Here is an 18,282-nt window from a genome sequence, read left to right as displayed (position 1 = left end):
CCGGTTTTGCGTTCGGAAATGCGTAAAAACAAATAGTTACAGCGGTTCACTCTTAACTGGAACCGCTGTAAGTCGCAAAATAAAAGCCCGCTAGTTGGCGGGCTTTTTTTGAGATTCGCAACAGATCAGTTGTTTGCGCCGCCTGCTGCACCCGGCAGCGATGTCGGAGCCTTGCCAACGCCCTGGATGATCTGACCGATAAAGGTCTGATCCTTGCCGCCCGTTGGGGTCGTGCGCGATACGAAATCGAACAATTTACCGTCCTGCAGGCCATAATTGGCAATATTGCTGACCTTGCCTTCCTTGTCGAAGTAAACCGCAAGGATATGACGGTCGATGATCTTCGGCTTCATGAACTGTGCCGCACGGTAGCGCTTCTGCGAAATGTAATAGAACACTTCATTGTCGAAGGTTGCCGTGGTGGACGGTGTACCGAGTGCGAGAAGCACCTGTTCACGGCTGGAGCCAACCGGAACCGAATCAAGCGCCTCCTGATCGAGCACGTAACCCTCTGTAAGCGTTTCCGACGGGTTTAGCGTGGATGCAGTGTTGCATCCGACGAGAGCCGCCGAAAAGAGAATTGCTGTGCCTGCGAGAAGGGCACGCTGTTTGCGTGCGCTTGGGAAAATTCGCTGCAACAAAGACCTCTCCATACATTCTATATCAGCGCGGCACTTTCGCCGTCGAGAGAACTTCGGTAAACCACCTTGCTTCTGGATGCAACAAGTACGGTCGTACAGGAATGATTCTTCGACTTTTTCGCCGCAAATCAAAAGCTAATGAGACAGTTGTGCTTCGCGTTTACGAGACGATCGTGGCGGCGGCGCGGCAAAAGCGATTTTATGCACAATTTCAGGTGCCTGATACGCCTTTAGGTCGTTATGAGATGCTTTCGGTTCATATTTTCATATCTCTTCATCGCATGAAGGGTGAAAATTCGGTGCTGATGCCGCTTGCGCAGGACATTGCAGACGAATTTTTCAAGGATGTTGATCATTCGTTGCGAGAATTGGGAATCGGCGATCAAGGCGTTCCCAAGCGCATGAAGAAGCTTGCACGCATGTTTTACGGGCGCGTCAGCTCGTATGGCACGGCACTGGACGCCGATGATAAAAAAGCGCTGGCGACCGCTTTGACGCGAAACATTCGACCCGATCTCGAATTCTGGCCACATGCTCACTATCTGAGTGAATATGTATTTGCGTGCCGTGATCGGTTGGTAAACATTGAAGACAGTGCTTTGGCAGCAGGCGACATATCCTTTATGGATGCAGACGAAATGATGCTTGCGTCAATCGATAGTACAAAAGAGGCAAACGAGAATGACTGATAAACCGGCGCTGACCTATCCTGTTCCGGTTCTTCATCTGCCCCACAAGGGCTTGACGGTGAAGATTGGGACCAATGACAGGGAAAGAGCAGCATTGGCAGCTGAACATGACCTTCAGGCTGTGAACTCCTTTGCCGCTGAGTTTCTGCTGACGCCGTGGAAAAAGAACGGCATCCGCCTACGAGGCACCATCAATGCAGAAATCGTGCAGTCTTGCGTTGTGACGCTGGAACCGATCGATGCCACGATTGCCGAAGAAGTGGATACGATTTTCGTACCGGAAAATTCGCGCCTCGCTAAAATTCAGCTCGATGAAAGTGGCGAGTTGCTGCTGGATGCTGACGGTGCAGATATTCCGGAGACTTTCGTCGGCGATAAAATTGACATCGGTGCAGTGGCCGAAGAATTTTTTGAACTCGCACTCGATCCATATCCACGCAAGCCGGGCTTGCCAGCAGATGCGGAACCAGCCGTTTTCGGCGACGTGGAAGAGGAAGAAAAGCCTGATTCGCCTTTTGCCAAGCTTTCAGAATGGCAGAATAAGCCGTGATTTAACTGATGCTTGAGAGAATCTGGTTGTGCGCGACCGGAAAAACACTATTTTCGCGGAAAACCCCTCTGCTTTTAGACAGGCAGGATTGGGGAAGGGATCGCACAGGAATAATCAATAGTGATAAAAATTTCGATTGACGCCATGGGCGGTGATTTTGGCCCAGAAGTGGTCATCCCCGGCGCGGCGAAGGCACTTGAACGCCATCCTGATATCCGGTTCATTTTTTTTGGGCTGGCCGGTCAGGTCGAGCCTGTGTTGGCACGTTACCCGAAACTGCAGGCAGCGTCCGAATTTCGCGCCAGCCAGGTCGCCGTTAAAATGGATGACAAACCTAGCCAGGCGCTTCGCTCTGGTCGCGGCAAATCTTCCATGTGGCAAGCGATTGAAGCAGTAAAGACGGGCGATGCCGATGTCTGTGTTTCGGCTGGAAATACCGGCGCACTGATGGCCATGTCAAAATTCTGCCTGCGCATGCTGTCTGATGTTGAGCGTCCGGCTATAGCTGCCATCTGGCCGACTTTGCGCGGTGAAAGCGTTGTTTTGGACGTAGGCGCTACAATCGGTGCTGATGCGCGGCAGCTCGTAGATTATGCAGTGATGGGCGCCGGTATGGCGCGCGCGCTTTTTGAGATACGCAAGCCGACGGTGGGGCTCCTCAATGTTGGTACGGAAGAGGTCAAAGGCCTCGACGAGATCAAGGAAGCCGCACAAATTCTACGAGATACACCACTTGCGGGATTGCAATATACTGGTTTTGTTGAAGGCAACGATATTGGCAAGGGCACCGTCGATGTCGTCGTGACAGAAGGCTTCACAGGCAATGTTGCACTGAAAACTGCCGAAGGTACGGCACGTCAGATGGCCACACTGCTCCGTCAGGCAATGACCCGCACATGGCTCGCGAAGATCGGGTATATTTTTGCAAAGGGCGCATTTGACCGCGTCCGCGAAAAGATGGATCCGAACAAAGTGAATGGTGGCGTGTTGCTTGGTATGAGCGGCGTTGTGATCAAAAGCCATGGCGGTGCTACTGCGGAAGGCTTCTGCTCGGCAATTGAAGTTGGCTATGACATGGTGCGTAACAAGCTTCTTGAGAAGATTGAAGCCGATCTGGCTCATTTCCACCACAGTCATCCGCATGCTGCATCCAATGACGGCAGCGAAGCAGCCAAGTGATAATTAACCCTCTTAACCGGGTATGAATGTTCATCGGCAGGCGTGCACCCGGTGTGGTCAGGCTAGAGCAGTTTCATGGAATCGGGTTTTCATCCGAAACTGCTATAAAACAAAAAGATAGAGTGGCTATTCCGGTTCAGGAAAATAGAAGCCGCTCGAGGACAGGAAAAAAGATGATAAGATCTGTCGTAAGAGGTATTGGTTCGGCGCTGCCTAAGCGGATCATGAAGAATGCCGATTTTGAAGGCGTGATTGAAACCTCTGACGAATGGATCGTTCAGCGCACCGGTATTCGCCAGCGTCACATCGCAGATGAAACCGAGACGACTGTTTCGCTCGGTGCAGCGGCTGCGCGTGCAGCGCTTGAAAATGCTGGTCTTCAAGCTTCCGATATCGATCTGGTTCTCGTCGCAACATCGACGCCAAATCACACATTTCCAGCAAGCGCGGTCGAAATCCAGCGCGAGTTGGGTATTACATCAGGCTTTGCGTTCGATCTACAGGCGGTTTGCAGTGGCTTCATCTATGCCGTGACAACAGCGGACCTTTATATTCGCGGTGGCATGGCTCAGCGCGTGCTGGTCATCGGAGCGGAAACCTTCTCGCGTATTCTCGATTGGAATGATCGCACGACCTGCGTGCTGTTCGGTGACGGTGCGGGCGCGCTGGTACTAGAAGCAGGCGAAGGCAAAGGCCTGACGTCGGATCGTGGTATTCTGGCTGCAAATCTTCGTTCTGACGGCAATCATAAGGAAAAGCTTTTTGTGGATGGCGGCCCATCGACCACGCAAACGGTGGGTCATTTGCGCATGGAAGGCCGTGAAGTCTTCAAACATGCCGTGGGCATGATCACAGATGTGATCGAAGCCTCTTTTGCCGAAACAGGTCTGACTGCAGACGATATCGACTGGTTCGTGCCACATCAGGCCAACAAGCGTATTATCGACGCTTCAGCAAAAAAGTTGAATATTGCCGAGGAAAAGGTGGTTATCACCGTCGATAAACACGGCAACACGTCAGCGGCCTCAGTTCCGCTGGCGCTTGCGACAGCCGCCGCAGACGGTCGTATCAAGAAGGGCGACCTCGTGCTTTTGGAGGCGATGGGCGGCGGATTTACCTGGGGCGCGGTATTGTTGCGCTGGTAATTAGAAAATTGATGGGCCGCGAAGAAACTCGCGGCTTGACCGGACCGCGTTTATTTGTGTAACCTCCTGTCACTTAAGGATATTATCTGTTCAAACGCTAACCAGGTAGGTTCGGTTATGGGAGGTAAGACGGTCACACGCGCTGATCTGGCAGAGGCTGTTTACCGCAAGGTAGGCCTGTCCAGAACAGAATCGGCGGCTCTGGTCGAGATGATCCTCGACGAAGTCTGTGACGCTATCGTAAACGGTGAAACTGTGAAATTGTCGTCGTTCGCGACATTTCAGGTCCGTGACAAGAATGAGCGCATCGGCCGCAACCCGAAGACCGGTGAGGAAGTGCCAATTCTTCCACGTCGCGTCATGACGTTCAAAGCGTCTAACGTTCTCAAACAACGCATCCTTCAAGAACACCAGAAGCGCGGGTCGAAAAGCGCCAAGTCGTAGTTTTTAGATGGATAGAGGTTTTTAATCTCTTTGTATTTTACTGCGTCGCCCCCTCGGGGGCGAAGTATTTTGCTTGCTTATATATCCAGTGACATCAGCAGCCTGAAATCTGTGCTTCTTCCTGTTATATATGAAGGGGTGCTTATAAAGTTCTGATATTATATAATCTACGGACAAAGCGAGTCGGTTCCCTAATATAACAAGCCGAAAAGTAGGGGCTTTTCGCTCGATATTTATATGTTAAATGCCGTTCGATTATCATGATATTATGGCTCGCACAAAATGACGTGTCGATTGCCATTTGAACTATCTGGGCTGGCAGGACTCGCTGCGCGGCGAGGCTAAACCACTGGAAAGGGCAAGCAGATGGACAAAAGCCCTGATGCATTCAGGACTATAAGCGAAGTAGCAGAAGATCTCGATCTTCCGCAGCATGTGCTGCGTTTTTGGGAAACACGCTTTACCCAGATAAAACCGATGAAGCGAGGCGGTGGTCGTCGCTATTATCGTCCGCTTGATGTTGAATTGCTCAAAGGCATTCGCCACCTGCTTTATGATCAAGGTTATACCATCAAGGGTGTTCAGCGACTTCTCCGCGAAAACAATGCGCAATTCATTATCGCGCTTGGCAATGGCGATGTTCAGGCCATCGAAGCCATCACGCGCCAGAAGCAGGCTGCAGCTGAAAAGCAGGCGATGGAAAACGCTGCCGATAATGAAATGGCGCTGCCAAGCGGCATCAAGGCACCGCAACCCGCACGCAAGCTGTTTGGCTTACTGAAGGGTGAGGAAGAAGGCCCTATTGGTGCTGATGGGAAACGCCCGTCGAAGGATAATCGCTCGCTTCTTCAGGAAGCGCTTTTTGACTTGCTTGAATGCAAGCGCCTGCTGGATCAGGTTCGCTGAAAAACGGGTTCAAGTTTTTCAGACAATAAAATGAAAAAGGGAGGCAGTGCCTCCCTTTCTTTTTTGGCCTACGTCGACGATAGCTTCAGGCCAATAATGCCGGCCAGAATAAGTGTCACGCTGGCGACGCGGAAGAATGTTGCCGCTTCACCCAGAATGAATATTCCGACGACGAATGCGCCAACCGCGCCAATGCCGGTCCAAATGGCATAGGCTGTCCCCAGCGGCAGAGTACGCATTGCAATCGAAAGCAGGGCGAAACTGCCGATCATCGTTACAATCGTGATGACGCTGGGCGTTAAAAGCGAAAAGCCTTCCGACTTTTTCATGAAATAGGCCCAAATAATTTCGAGGCCACCGGCGAGTGCCAGATAAATCCATGCCATTTTAGTGCTCCTTGGGTATGGGCCGTCCCATTTTTCAAGAGAACGAAAGGCCGTCCTTTCGTCAATACTATAGGTCTAATGAGAAGGATGCAGAGCGTCATTGAGATACATGCAGCTCAGCATGGTAAAGACATATGCCTGAATTATTGCCATCAGCAATTCAAGTGCCGTCAATGCGACAGTCATGGCGAGAGGCATAATGGCCGACATTAATCCCAGCGAACCCAAACTGCCCAGTCCAACCACAAATCCAGCAAATACCTTCAGCGTGATGTGACCGGCGAGCATGACTGCAAACAGACGTACTGAATGGCTGATCGGACGTGAGATATAAGACATGAGTTCGATCGGAACGATAATCGGCGCGAGCATCACCGGGACGCCTGCCGGCATGAACAAGAGGAAGAACTTGAAACCGTGGCGTAGCAGTCCGTAAATAGTAACGGTTAGAAATACGAGCATAGCCAGCGCGAACGTGACGATGATATGGCTTGTTACCGTGAAGGCATAAGGAAACATGCCGATGAGGTTGGCCACAAGAATAAACATGAAAAGCGAGAACACCAACGGGAAGAATTTCATTCCGTGTTCACCTGCATTTTCACGCACTGTCTTTGATACAAACTCGTAAAGCATTTCAGCTGATGATTGCCAGCGACCTGGTACGACCTTACCTCGGCGCGAGGCGAGAAAAAGGAAGCCTGCAGCAACTGTCACTGTCAGCAGCATGTAAAGTGCGGAATTCGTGAAAACAATCTGCTGGCCACCCACTGTGCCAAGCTCGACGATGGGTCGGATCGCAAATTGTTCTATAGGCCCAGCCATGGAGCACCCTCCAATGGGGCCGTCCCCTATGCGAACACAGGCACGGGTCGTCCCGCGCAGCCCTCAAATAGAGAATTTTTTCGCGAGCTGCAAGTCCGTGAACAAGCCGATCCTTACGAAAAGTTAATTGTTTCGCGCTGGATCGAAGAGCTTTTTAAGCTATCCTTAATTACCACAATCAATTCTGGAGACTGATCAATGGCTATTTCCCGGCGAAATTTTATTGTTGCAGCTTCTGCTGCGGGTGGTGGAGTAGCTTTGTCACCATTTGAAGCTTCGCAAGCCTCAGCGCAAACACCTGTGTCGAAGGCGGAAAATCCCGGCTTTCATCGGTTTCAGTTTGGTGACTTCGAAATCACGACTCTTTCTGATGGACGTCGGGCGGGTGAAGCGCCAGAGAAGACATATGCGATCAATCAGGATCCAAAAGATGTTGCGGCCTTGCTGGAAGAAAACCTACTTCCTGCCGACCGTTTTGTGAACAGCTTCACGCCTGTTCTTATCAATACCGGCAAAGAGCTCGTTCTGTTTGATACGGGTATGGGAGCAGGAGCTCGTGAAGCCGGGCAGGGCAAACTGATCAGTGCACTGGAGGCTTCCGGCTACAAGGCGGATGACATTTCTCTGGTTGTTCTGAGTCATTTCCATCCCGATCACATCGGCGGCTTGATGGAAGAGGGTAAGCCCGTCTTTGCAAATGCACGCTATGCCGCAGGACAGAAAGAGTTTGACTTTTGGACCGATCCAGCCCGCCTTGAAAGCCCTGCAAAGACCGTCGCACAAATGGTCGAAAAGAACGTGAAGCCGTTCGCAGAAAAGACCATCTTCATTGATGATGGCAACGAAGTGGTTTCGGGTATCCATGCCATAGGCGCCTTTGGTCACACACCAGGGCATCTGGCATTCCGAGTGGAATCGGATGGCAAGTCGCTTATGCTGATTTCAGACACAGCTAATCATTCGGTTATCACCTTGCAGCGTCCCGACTGGCACGTTTCGTTCGATATAGACAAGGAAATGGCTGCCGAGACGAGAAAGCGAATCTTCGATATGCTGGCTACGGATCGCTTGCCATTTATTGGCTATCACATGCCATTTCCCTCGCTTGCTTATCTGCAGCGTGCTGGCGAGGGCTACCGTTACGTCCCGGAAACCTACCAAATCCGTAACACGTAGTTCTTACAGCTTTGTGGTGCAGGCGTCTCCATTTTCACAAATTCAGAAAATAGACCTTGCACCACAAGTCGTTATATTCTAGGGCTTTCTCCGGCTCGGAGCGTAGCGCAGCCCGGTAGCGCACTTGACTGGGGGTCAAGGGGTCGTGGGTTCGAATCCCGCCGCTCCGACCATTTTTCCCCAATGAGAACAATGCATTGACGATGCTGGTGAACCACTTTCGGTTCAACCTGCAGTCACATACATTTTTCAGTCTTTCCGTCGCTGCAATTAGCTTGGAACTGCACGATGGGTAGTTACGGTCGTTGCGTAAACCGTAACCAGCGGCCGGGTGTCATTCCAAAGGCTGATTTGAAATGCCGCGTGAAATGACTCTGATCTGAGAAACCACAGGCTAGTGCAGTTTCAGCCAGACTTATATTGCTGCCGGATAGCATGCGCCGACCTTTTTCAAGCCTGCGCATAATTAGATAGCGATGTGGGCTCGTTCCATGAAGTGCTCTGAAATGGCGTGACAATGTATATCGGTCGAGACCGGAAATGTTCTCAAGATCGACAGATGATACTGTGCTTTCGATATTCTCCTTAAGATATTCACGAATATTCAAGATCGCATCACGCGCAATAAATTTTGGATGCGTAATTTCTCTATCTGCATGCTTCCATAGATTGGACTGCAAGCGCATTATAACGTCGTCGAGTAGCAGTTCATCGGGTTCGTTGCTGAGATCTATAAGAACCTCCACCAGCAATTGATGCAGCGATTTGTCAGACAATATTGGTTCTTTGACAAAAGGTAAGATGTGCGTGCGACTTGACGCTTCCAGCAATAGTTCCGGCGGAAAATAGAACATCCTGTAATGCAGCATGTTTTCAGAACCGGCGGCACCGTCATGAAGTTCGTCGGGGTGAATGACAATCGTATTCCCAGGAACGCTAACGCGGGAGGCTCCACGATAACGAAATGTCTGTACACCGGCTAAGGTTATTCCGAGCGCATAAGTATCATGACGATGAGGGCTAAATCCAACGCCATGGAATCTCGCATCAATGCGATCAATGCCCCGTTTTGTTGGAGCATGCAGAATTCGCTCAGATTTGCACAAACGTTCAATACTCAAAATATTGCGTTCCCTATTATCCGCTTAGCACGAATATAATGGGATCATTTTGCATGTTCGATACAAAGTTCACAATTGTTTTGCGTGATGATTTGGCACCTTGGCAGGAGCTGAATGTCACCGCTTTTCTCGCTAGCGGGATTGTCAGTCAACACCCGGATATCATCGGCGAGCCTTATCAGGATGGGGCCGGCAACACTTACAATGCTTTGTCCATTCAGCCAGTAGTCGTGATGTCTGCCGATGCGGCTCAAATGCACAAAATACACGTAAAGTCACTGGAAAGAGGGATCACAACTTCTCTCTATATTGAAGAGATGTTTTCCACAGGGCATGACGTTGCGAATAGAGATGTATTTTCAAAGTTTGCACCTGAATCTGCAAATGTTGTCGGTATCGCCATTCGGGCAGAAAAGAAAATCGTCGACAAACTGGTTAAAGGCGCAAAGCTGCATAAGTAGTTATTCGCTATTTATTTCTGCATGATGTGCAAGGTTGGCAGTTTAGAAATGAACTATCCAATTTTACATGCCGTGGATCCAGTGGGAGTTTATGCGTCCAGAGAAATTTGTAGTTCTGCGGTCAAAAAAATACCCCGGCTGAGGGCCGGGGCAATCTTAACCTTATGTGCTACTCGCAAAGATCACGTACGGGGGTAAGGCGTGATCTCCTCATTTAATAAAGTTTAGTAAAATAACTAATCTAGATTATTGATGAAGTATGAATATAGAATTTTTATCGTTATAGTATGGTTTAATCTAATGAGCATTTTTTGTTTTAACAATCACACTTGTTCGCTCACAATAATTTTGATGATACGGAGTGAATGCGGTGTTTATTTTATATAGCAAAGTTACCCGGTGTAATAATTTGACCTTTTGGTATAATTTAATGTGCGTTATGATAGCCAAAATTGATTAGGCACTTGATCGACTTCCCAAATTTTAATTGGTGAGCGAATAGGTTATCTGCCGGTATTAAAGTGCGTTCTTTCAAGTTTTTCTGCGCTATTGTTATCAGAGATGCTTGATGTTTGAGGCTGTTGGGATGAGTTTGATTGTTGATTTTGCAAAATATGTGTCGATCGTTGTGATCGGTCTTTTGCCTATTATGAATCCTTTGACGACAATCCCGTTATATATGTCGCTGACCAAACGCATGAGTGCGGAAAACAAACGCGTTCAGGCAAGAAAAGCCTGCATATATGCCTTTTCGATCCTAACGGCTTTTCTGCTGCTCGGAAATGGGATCATTTCGTTGTTTAGTATCTCCATGCCCGGTATTCGTGTGGCTGGCGGGCTGATTATCATGATCCTGGCCTTGCGGATGATTTTCTCTGGTGAGGATTCTTCGTCCGAAGTGGATGCAGAACCTGCCGATATCAAAAAGGCTGAACTGGATTACTCTTTCTCGCCACTGGCAATGCCTAGCCTGGCAGGGCCGGGTTCTATAGCGGTTGTTATGAGCTTTGCGTCGCAGATACCATCTGAGCATACCGTTGTGGGCCATGTGGTTGTTATTTTGGGAGTCGCTATAACGATCTGTGTCGCCTATCTTGCACTGTCCTCCGCATCGCTCATCGAGAAGGTGCTCGGGGAACACGGTATGCAGGCGGTGACAAAGATCATGGGCTTTTTGCTGACCTGTGTGGCCGTACAGTTTCTTGCCTCGGGTATCCGCGATTTTTATATTGAGTTCAGTAAGATCAGCTGAAGCGTTTCACATTTTTCAGGATGTGAACTAAGTGCGTGGAACGAAAAGAATAATGCACGCGCCAACAAAGGCTACGGTCGCGCCTATAACGTCCCAGCGATCTGGGCGCATGCCTTCTGCAGCCCATATCCATACGATCGATGCAATAATATAAATCCCGCCATAGGCTGCATAGGCACGTCCCGCAGCATCGCTTTCAATCAGTGTCAACAGATAGGCGAAAAGGGCGAGACAAACCAAACCTGGAACAAGCCAGAGGGGGGATTTATCCAGTTTAAGCCACGCCCAAAACGAGAAGCATCCGGCTATTTCGAATATAGCTGCGGCGGCATAAATCACGAATTGCAAAGCAGATTTCCTTGGAATTGATTGTGTGAAGCGGCTTTGCGGTAGTGTTTATACTCCAACCCAGCACACCCCCATACGAGGCCAAAAAGCAGATAAAAATGCCGCCAGTGATCAGTGTCAATCACATTGCCGATGAGTACATGACCAAGATAGGTCGCATAAGCGCAAAGCAGAAATGGTTGCCATGGTCGATTTCTGAACATTAGTTTGAAACCGATGGCCAGTGTCAGGAAGGTTAAAGTCATGAAGGCGATGAAACCGATCCAGCCATAATCAAGCACTGCTTTCAGCCAGATATTATGGGTGTCTTCGCCGAACATGGGACCAAATTCCAATGGTCCGATTCCCAGTGGATGTTCGGTCGCAAGCACCATGCCGAGCCAGTGCCGGGCAAACCGGCCCAGACGCGCACTGTCGTAACTTTGTTCAAGGCGCGCGCGCTCTAAAAAGAGCGCTCTAACGTCGGGAATTTGCAGGAGTAGTAGAATAGCCAGTGCAATGACAAGGACCGCAAGCAAGCCGATTGTGATCAAGCGCAGGCGAAACCTGTTGCTCTGGCTCTGAAGCAGCAGCACTGCAAAAAGACAAAGGAACGAGAGCGGCGCCATGGCCCAAGCAGCACGTGAGAAGGAAACCAGTATGCCGAGTGTCAGTACACAGCACAACGGCATATAGACGAGCAAATCTCGGCCATTGCCTTTCATGATGCGGTAAAGGCTCCATGTGAAGGGAAGCACCAAAAACGGCCCGTAAACATTCGGATCTTTAAAGCCACCCATTGCACGGCCATAACGGGTAAAGGCATCGGCGCCAGGAAACAGGCTTAGATAACCCGCAATGCCGAGCAGCGACGATAGGATACCGACGAGAAGATAGGCATTGAATATCGTTTTCAGGCGACGATAGTCTGCTTCGATGATTGCGGCATAAAAGACAGCCGTAAAGGCAAGGAACAGCGAAACAGCGATATATAATGGCGCATCCTTAGTGTCAGCCATTTGCATGACGGAAATCATGCCGCCGAAGTTGAACACGGTTAGCAAAGCGAGCAACACCAGGCTGGTTCGTGTCAACCGCATCCCAAAAAGCATGGCGATTGCTATGAGCGCGACCATATAAAGTTCGTATGGAGCGGGTTCGCTCATCACGAACCCAAGTAGAAAAACACCAAGTCCAATAGCAAAGTTAGCGATGAGCCTGTTTAAAGCGCGCTTACCTGCAACCTCTGTTGCAGGTAAAACGCGGTAAGGTGTCGAAACACTGCTGGTACCGTTGGCGACTGTTCTCAATAAGCGTTTTCCGTGTTGAGAAGTCTGACGGGGGTCAGAAACAGGATTTTGAGATCAAACCAGAGCGACCAGTTTTCAATGTAAAACAGGTCATATTCTGTGCGCATGGTGATCTTGTCTTCATTGTCGATTTCGCCGCGCCAGCCATTGATCTGCGCCCAGCCGGTTACGCCCGGCTTGACGCGGTGACGTGCGAAATAGCCATCAACGACTTCATTATAGAGCACGTTGTGAGAGTGCGCGGCCACCGCATGGGGGCGAGGGCCTACAAGCGACAGTGAACCTGTCAGCGAATTGAAGAACTGCGGCAGTTCGTCGATGGATGTCTTGCGGATAAAGCGCCCGACGCGGGTCACGCGGGGATCGTTTTTTGTGACGGCGTTGCGTGCAGTCGGGTCGCTCTGTTCCGCATACATCGAGCGGAACTTCCAAACATTGATGACTTCGTTGTTAAAGCCATGCCGCTTTTGCTTGAAGATTACCGGGCCTTTGCTGTCGAGCTTAATGGCAATCGCGGTTGCCAGCATGATGGGCGAAAGAAAGACGATGCCAAGCAGACTGAACACAATGTCGAAAATACGCTTGGCAACTGAGTCCCAGTCGTTGATTGGCTTGTCGAAGATGTCGAGCATCGGCACGCTGCCGATATAGGAATAGGCGCGGGGGCGGAAACGCAGGTGGTTGTTAAGTGCCGACAGACGGATATCGACCGGCAGCACCCACAGCTTGTTAAGGATCATCAGAATGCGTTCTTCGGCACTGATAGGGAGCGAAACGATCAGCATGTCGATATGCGCAATACGCGCAAATTCGATCAGCTCCTTTACGTTTCCGAGTTTGGGGTAGCCTGCCACGATGGGCGGCGAACGCTTGTCATCACGGTCATCGAAGATGCCGCAGATGCGAATGTCGTTATCCGGCTGCTGTTCAAGTGTGCGGATCAGGGCTTCGGCATTGGGTCCACCGCCGACGATGACAGCGCGCCTCTCCATAATACCATTCCGTGCCCAACGACGGATTCTCCATGAGACAAAGAGGCGGCAGATGATGAGTACGATCATTCCGCTCAAAGCCCAGATCAGAAACCAGGCGCGCGAAAAATCCGATGAAACCTTGAAGAGAAAACCTGCTACGGCAACGGCTCCCAGCACAGTTGCCCAGCTGATGATTACGCGTTTCAGGTGGCGGCTGGGGCTGCGCAGAATATTGATCTGATAGCCGTTGTTTATTTCCATCATCAGAACGTAAAGGCCACCGCCCGCGAGCATGATGAGCAGATAGTAGATCAGGAGCGAGGTGTTGAAACTGACATAATAGGCAAAGCTCAGAATGCCAGTCGTGAGGACGATGCCGAATTCAACGAGCCGTATCACACCGCTGAGCATGGTTGGCGACAGGGTGTTACGCTCATATTGCGCGGCCATCTGGCGCGCCATTGCGTTCAACCCGTTCTGTTCGCTCGGTTTGGAACCACTCGTGCCTTTGGCATTACTTGCCTCAGGATCGATTGGAGAAGACACATCATTATCCCGCACAATATTACCCCTGCTAATCAACGTGCCGGACTATATTTAACTGCAAATCCTAAGGATTTGCTGATCAAATGGTCCTAGCTGGTGCAAGATTTTCAGGAACGTGCTTCACGGTAAACCAATTCTATAGAATGTGCCATTGCCTGAAGGCTGAACCGCTCACGCAGGCGTGTTCTGTCGGGCATCGATTTTACGAAATCAGCCTCAGCGCTGGCAACTACGAGCAGCTTGGCTGCGAGCAGCTCGATGTTGGGCTCAACAAGAGCCGGTGAGTTGGGGCCGAAGATTTCCGGAATGCCGCCAACACTGCTCGCAATGACAGCTTTTCCAGCAGCCAATGCCTCCAGCACGATGTAAGGAAATGCTTCCGCGCGTGATGGAATCACGATGCTTTTGCCAAGCGGAAACGCTTCTCGCGCAGCCATGCCGGGCAAAAAGCGGATTTGGTCAGCCATGCCGAGCTCATTTGCGAGCGTGAGAAAATCGGACTTCTCCGCGCCATCGCCGACCATAGTGGCGGTAAAACGCTTCCGGGATTTGTCACGAAGAGAAGCAAGGGCGCGGATCAACAGATCGGGCCCCTTTAATTCACGCATCGTTCCTATGAAAAGGAAATCAGTGGCGTCAGTTGCGGTTGTTGTATGAACAAACTCTTCATCAGACAAGCCGTTATAAATAACCGCATGAAGGTCGTATGGCCTGCCAACCTTCTCTTCATATGTCCGCTTCTCGAAGTTTGAAACGAACAGAACAGCGTCGGTGAGCGGAGCCAGCAACCTTTCGACCAGAAAGACCGCGCCACCACGACGCGTCTTTCTGTCAAAATGCAGGCTACCGCCATGCGGTGAGTAGATACGGGCTACGCGAGACTTAAAAACCCGTAGAGCTGAGCCGAACAGACGTGCATAAACGCCACCTTTGGCGCCATGTCCGTGCAAGATGTCCGGCTGCAATTTCTTGATAATGCGATAGGCTTTGTATGCAGCTTTGATATCGCCAATGCCGATATGTCTTTGCATGGCGATACGATGGATGCCCAATGCAAGCTTGGGCCGTAATTCTTCCAGTAATTCATCTTCGCGCACGCCACCGGTTGTCGCATCGCAGAGAATGCCAACTTGGTGCCCGTTTGAAGCCTGAATGCTGATGAGATCGCGGACATGGCGGAACAAGCCACCCGTAGGTTCGCGAAAACAATGGACGATTCGTAAGGGCGTGTTGTGCTTTTCATCAGACATTTATCGTCATCAGAATAGACGTTCGCGCACATAGACGGTGTCGCCCGGTAGGATCGGATCAGAGATCAGGACGCGCCCTGTCATCACGTCTCCATTGATCGTGCGTGTAATATCGACACTTTCCTGATTGGCGCGTGGAGTAAACCCTCCAGCTGCGGCGATTGCCTTTTGCACAGTCATACCTGGCACGTAAGAATATTGGCCCGCACCGCCCACTTCACCCATGATGAAGATCGGACGATAACGGTCGACCTCAACGCTGACGTCAGGATCGCGCAGGTAGCCGCCACGCAGTTTTGAGGCAATTGTGCCTTCTAGCTGCTTTACCGTCTTTCCACTTGCCGGAACGCTGCCAATAAGCGGGAATGCGATATAGCCCGACTGATCGACGCTATAATTATTGGTGAGGCTTGCCTGCTCAAACACGGTAACGCGCACACGGTCACCTGCATTGAGCAAATAGGGTTCGTTTAACGCGGCATGAAACGCCTGTGGGGCAGGGCGATAGCTGGAGCATGCGGAAAGCGTCATCGCCGCAAGGCCAAGCGCAACAAGAACCAACCGGCTCGTGCGCTTTTTATGAGTTTTCTGCATCGTCATTGTCGCCTCGGTCTCTTCCGAAAAGCATTGCCGCATTTGCAGATTCGGATAGGAGATATCCAAATGCTGATACATGACGTTATCGATTGATTAAGGTTAATGGCTGGTAAAGAAGTGATACGCTTCCGGAAAAACTTTCTCTCTTTCCAGTGAAACCGAACAAATAGACAGTTTAACCCTCTGGTTACCTTGTTCGTTTACATTTTCTTGCAAAATTGGCCTTCGACACGTTTTGAGTGGGCGAGGTGATGGCTCGGGAACCGCACATCCAGAGTATTGGGCGGAAAATCGGGCGGAGTATGAGAATGTCTGAAGTCGATAGGCTGTCGAAAGACGCAGATATTGATATTGGTGCGCTCTTTTCGAGCTTGCGCCGCAATTGGCTTTTGATTGTCAGCGGCGCACTCATTATGGCAGTGCTTGCCTGGATCATATGTCTCCTTCTGACGCCCGATTATCGCGCTGAGACCCGCATTCTGATCGAATCCCGTGAATCCGTTTTCACACGTCCAAATGGTGAAGCCACAACTGAACGGCCATTGATGGACCCGGAAGGGGTGAAAAGCCAGGTCGAAGTGCTGACTTCGGGCGATCTTCTGAAACAAGTCTCAGATAAGCTCAAGCTCACCGACAACGAGGCATTTACCTCAACAAATGTAAGGCCTTGGACGCGTATCTTGATTCTTCTTGGTATGCGCAACAATCCGACCAGTCTGGCACCTGAAGAGCGTGTACTGCAAAGGTTGCGCCAGAACTTGCAGGTTTTCAACGTCAGCGGTTCGCGTGTGATCGTCGTCCAATATACGTCTTCAAATCCGCAGGAAGCAGCGGATATCGCAAACGCAGTGGCTGACGCCTATATCGCGCTGCAAGGCGCTGCAAAACTCCAGTCTAACGATGATGCAACCGGCTGGCTTGCACCAGAAATCGAGGATCTGCGCGGCAAAGTGCGGGATTCAGAAAAGAAAGTTGCGGACTATCGCGGAGCAAATGGCCTTCTGACGGGACAGACAAACAGCACCATTGCCACCCAGCAGCTATCCGAAGTCTCGACGGAATTGACGCGACTGCGTTCAAGCCGCGCGACCTCGGAAGCAAAAGCGGAAAGCATTCGCAGAGCGCTTGCAGCCGGTGTCCCGGTTGATACTCTGCCTGATGTTGTAGCATCCGGTATGATGCAGCGCCTTTCCGAACGTCGCATTCAGCTCAATTCGCAAATCGCTGATCTTTCAGTAACGTTGCTTGAAGGCCATCCGCGCATCAAATCGTTGCGCTCGCAACTCGCCGATCTCGACCGACAGATCAATGGGGAAGGGCGCAAGCTTTTGACGAGCCTCAACAATGAGGTCAGTGCTGCGAGACTGCGCGAGGATGAACTCAATCGTGAGTTAAATCGTGTCAAGGCACAGGCCGCCCAGGCTGGTGAGCAGGAAGTCGAACTGCGGGCGCTCGAGCGTGAAGCGGCTGCGCAGCGTCAGCTTCTTGAGACCTATCTGACGCGTTATCGCGAAGCTACCTCGCGCACGGATCGCAATTATGTCCCCGCCGATGCGCGGATTTTCTCTCGCGCCGATGCGCCGGGATTGCCATATTATCCAAAGACCTTGCCGGTTGTCAGCGCGACCTTTGTTGCTGGACTGTTGCTCCTATCAATTTTCGTCTTGCTGCGTGAATTGTTCAGTGGACGGGCCTTTGTCACAGTGGATGGGCGCCGTATTGCAGCGGTGGAAGAAATTGAAATGCCAGTGATTGAAGCGGCACCAGACATGGCTTTCACGCCGCCTTCCGCAAGCGAGTTCAAAACTGCCGATAGCCGCCCTGTGCGGCGCTGGGCGTCGCCTTTCATGTCAGGTTCAAAAATTGCCTCTGCGGAAGATGCACCAGAAAATCCAAATGGTGTGAAGACGGTGGCTAACGGCCTGATTGAAGGCAGTTTAAAGCGGGTCATCGCGATATCTCCGGAAGGCGATAGTGCATCCGCTGCGACTGTGCGTCTTCTGCGGGAGCTGGCGGATCGGGGCAAACGCGCTATTCTGATCGATATGACAGCCTACGGTACGCTGGGGCTAGTTATGCTCGATGGCAGTAACCGAGCCGGTATTACAGAGCTTCTGGCCGGTGAGCGGCGCTTCAACGATGTCATTCATACGGACCACTATTCTCAGGCGCATGTGATGCCGCTAGGCAAGGTAGCGCCTGAGAACGCGATGCGTTCGGCTGATCGCCTGCCGTATATCCTGGATGCGCTGGAAACGGTTTATGATTTCGTGGTGGTCGAATGCGGCCCTTCCACATCGCGGCAGATACGCCGTATTGCCGACGGTCCGGCTGTCGTGATCATGAATATTGTCGATCCCGACGACAATAGTGTCGTCATGGCAGCGCTTGATATGGATCAGGGCGGCTATGAAGACGTCATCATTCTGATGGACAATCAGCAGGCGACAGGTGCTAACCCTGATGCGTCACAACCTACCGCCTGATTTCGATTCACGATCAA

Annotated in this window: 19 protein-coding genes and 1 tRNA gene; 11 read left to right on the top strand and 9 right to left on the bottom strand. The window is 50.9% G+C overall.

What is annotated here, in order from left to right; genetic code table 11:
* Window positions 1-125: 125 nt before the first annotated feature.
* Window positions 126-641: an outer membrane protein assembly factor BamE gene (locus tag QBD00_RS13425; protein ID WP_095446397.1), complete on the bottom strand. Its 516-nt coding sequence runs from the start codon at window positions 639-641 to the stop codon at window positions 126-128.
* A 101-nt stretch (window positions 642-742) separates the two neighbouring features.
* On the opposite strand from QBD00_RS13425, the gene QBD00_RS13420 reads away from it, so the two are divergent.
* From QBD00_RS13420 to QBD00_RS13395, 6 genes are all read left to right on the top strand, one after another.
* The gene (locus QBD00_RS13420; RefSeq protein ID WP_318579805.1) at window positions 743-1,330 is read left to right on the top strand and encodes a ubiquinol-cytochrome C chaperone family protein; all 588 of its coding nucleotides are present in this window, start codon (window positions 743-745) and stop codon (window positions 1,328-1,330) included.
* Complete coding sequence (locus QBD00_RS13415) at window positions 1,323-1,880, top strand: YceD family protein (protein WP_151095560.1); 558 nt, start codon at window positions 1,323-1,325, stop codon at window positions 1,878-1,880. The genes QBD00_RS13420 and QBD00_RS13415 overlap by 8 nt, the downstream gene beginning before the upstream one ends.
* Window positions 1,881-2,000: 120 nt before the next feature.
* Window positions 2,001-3,059: a phosphate acyltransferase PlsX gene (gene plsX, locus QBD00_RS13410; protein WP_095446400.1), complete on the top strand. Its 1,059-nt coding sequence runs from the start codon at window positions 2,001-2,003 to the stop codon at window positions 3,057-3,059.
* A 173-nt stretch (window positions 3,060-3,232) separates the two neighbouring features.
* A complete protein-coding gene (locus QBD00_RS13405; protein ID WP_024897429.1) occupies window positions 3,233-4,204 on the top strand; it encodes a beta-ketoacyl-ACP synthase III in 972 nt (323 codons plus the stop codon).
* A gap of 117 nt (window positions 4,205-4,321) precedes the next feature.
* Window positions 4,322-4,648: an integration host factor subunit alpha gene (locus QBD00_RS13400; protein WP_024897430.1), complete on the top strand. Its 327-nt coding sequence runs from the start codon at window positions 4,322-4,324 to the stop codon at window positions 4,646-4,648.
* A 366-nt stretch (window positions 4,649-5,014) separates the two neighbouring features.
* Window positions 5,015-5,554: a MerR family transcriptional regulator gene (locus QBD00_RS13395; RefSeq protein WP_095446401.1), complete on the top strand. Its 540-nt coding sequence runs from the start codon at window positions 5,015-5,017 to the stop codon at window positions 5,552-5,554.
* Between the two features lie 68 nt (window positions 5,555-5,622).
* On the opposite strand, the gene sugE is transcribed toward QBD00_RS13395, so the two are convergent.
* A complete protein-coding gene (gene sugE / locus QBD00_RS13390; RefSeq protein ID WP_095446402.1) occupies window positions 5,623-5,940 on the bottom strand; it encodes a quaternary ammonium compound efflux SMR transporter SugE in 318 nt (105 codons plus the stop codon).
* Between the two features lie 75 nt (window positions 5,941-6,015).
* Window positions 6,016-6,765: a F0F1 ATP synthase subunit A gene (locus QBD00_RS13385; RefSeq protein WP_318579745.1), complete on the bottom strand. Its 750-nt coding sequence runs from the start codon at window positions 6,763-6,765 to the stop codon at window positions 6,016-6,018.
* A 198-nt stretch (window positions 6,766-6,963) separates the two neighbouring features.
* On the opposite strand from QBD00_RS13385, the gene QBD00_RS13380 reads away from it, so the two are divergent.
* Window positions 6,964-7,941: an MBL fold metallo-hydrolase gene (locus QBD00_RS13380; protein ID WP_151095554.1), complete on the top strand. Its 978-nt coding sequence runs from the start codon at window positions 6,964-6,966 to the stop codon at window positions 7,939-7,941.
* A gap of 96 nt (window positions 7,942-8,037) precedes the next feature.
* Window positions 8,038-8,114 (top strand) — tRNA-Pro (locus QBD00_RS13375).
* 123 nt (window positions 8,115-8,237) lie between these two features.
* On the opposite strand, the gene QBD00_RS13370 is transcribed toward QBD00_RS13375, so the two are convergent.
* Window positions 8,238-9,062, bottom strand: a complete 825-nt coding sequence (locus QBD00_RS13370) for an AraC family transcriptional regulator (RefSeq protein ID WP_264232442.1) — start codon at window positions 9,060-9,062, stop codon at window positions 8,238-8,240.
* A gap of 53 nt (window positions 9,063-9,115) precedes the next feature.
* Between QBD00_RS13370 and QBD00_RS13365 the strand changes: the two genes are divergently transcribed.
* Both QBD00_RS13365 and QBD00_RS13360 read left to right on the top strand, forming a co-directional pair.
* Window positions 9,116-9,523 (top strand): DUF2000 family protein, encoded by a 408-nt coding sequence (locus QBD00_RS13365; protein ID WP_095446405.1) that lies wholly within the window; start codon window positions 9,116-9,118, stop codon window positions 9,521-9,523.
* Between the two features lie 568 nt (window positions 9,524-10,091).
* Window positions 10,092-10,775: a MarC family NAAT transporter gene (locus QBD00_RS13360; protein WP_235902020.1), complete on the top strand. Its 684-nt coding sequence runs from the start codon at window positions 10,092-10,094 to the stop codon at window positions 10,773-10,775.
* A 27-nt stretch (window positions 10,776-10,802) separates the two neighbouring features.
* Here the strand turns inward: QBD00_RS13360 and QBD00_RS13355 are convergent, their stop codons facing one another.
* From QBD00_RS13355 to QBD00_RS13335, 5 genes are all read right to left on the bottom strand, one after another.
* The gene (locus QBD00_RS13355; protein ID WP_151095549.1) at window positions 10,803-11,123 is read right to left on the bottom strand and encodes a YnfA family protein; all 321 of its coding nucleotides are present in this window, start codon (window positions 11,121-11,123) and stop codon (window positions 10,803-10,805) included.
* Window positions 11,111-12,412, bottom strand: a complete 1,302-nt coding sequence (locus QBD00_RS13350) for an O-antigen ligase family protein (RefSeq protein WP_318579744.1) — start codon at window positions 12,410-12,412, stop codon at window positions 11,111-11,113. The genes QBD00_RS13355 and QBD00_RS13350 overlap by 13 nt, the downstream gene beginning before the upstream one ends.
* Window positions 12,409-13,932 carry an undecaprenyl-phosphate glucose phosphotransferase gene (locus QBD00_RS13345; RefSeq protein WP_404900930.1) on the bottom strand — a complete coding sequence of 508 codons (1,524 nt, stop codon included), beginning with the start codon at window positions 13,930-13,932 and terminating at the stop codon, window positions 12,409-12,411. The genes QBD00_RS13350 and QBD00_RS13345 overlap by 4 nt, the downstream gene beginning before the upstream one ends.
* Before the next feature lie 107 nt (window positions 13,933-14,039).
* Window positions 14,040-15,182, bottom strand: coding sequence for a glycosyltransferase (locus QBD00_RS13340; protein ID WP_318579743.1), 1,143 nt, complete (start codon window positions 15,180-15,182; stop codon window positions 14,040-14,042).
* 9 nt (window positions 15,183-15,191) lie between these two features.
* A complete protein-coding gene (locus QBD00_RS13335; protein WP_208636310.1) occupies window positions 15,192-15,776 on the bottom strand; it encodes a polysaccharide biosynthesis/export family protein in 585 nt (194 codons plus the stop codon).
* Window positions 15,777-16,087: 311 nt separating this feature from the next.
* Here QBD00_RS13335 and QBD00_RS13330 point away from each other — a divergent pair, with 311 nt between their 5' ends.
* A complete protein-coding gene (locus QBD00_RS13330) occupies window positions 16,088-18,265 on the top strand; it encodes an exopolysaccharide transport family protein (protein WP_318579742.1) in 2,178 nt (725 codons plus the stop codon).
* Window positions 18,266-18,282: the final 17 nt, after the last annotated feature.

Origin of the sequence: Ochrobactrum sp. AN78, assembly GCF_029909885.1 — a bacterium.
In the GTDB taxonomy this organism is placed as follows: Bacteria; Pseudomonadota; Alphaproteobacteria; order Rhizobiales; family Rhizobiaceae; genus Brucella; species Brucella quorumnocens.
The sequence above is the reverse complement of the archived record's forward strand: the minus strand, read 5'-3'. Positions and strand labels throughout refer to the sequence as shown.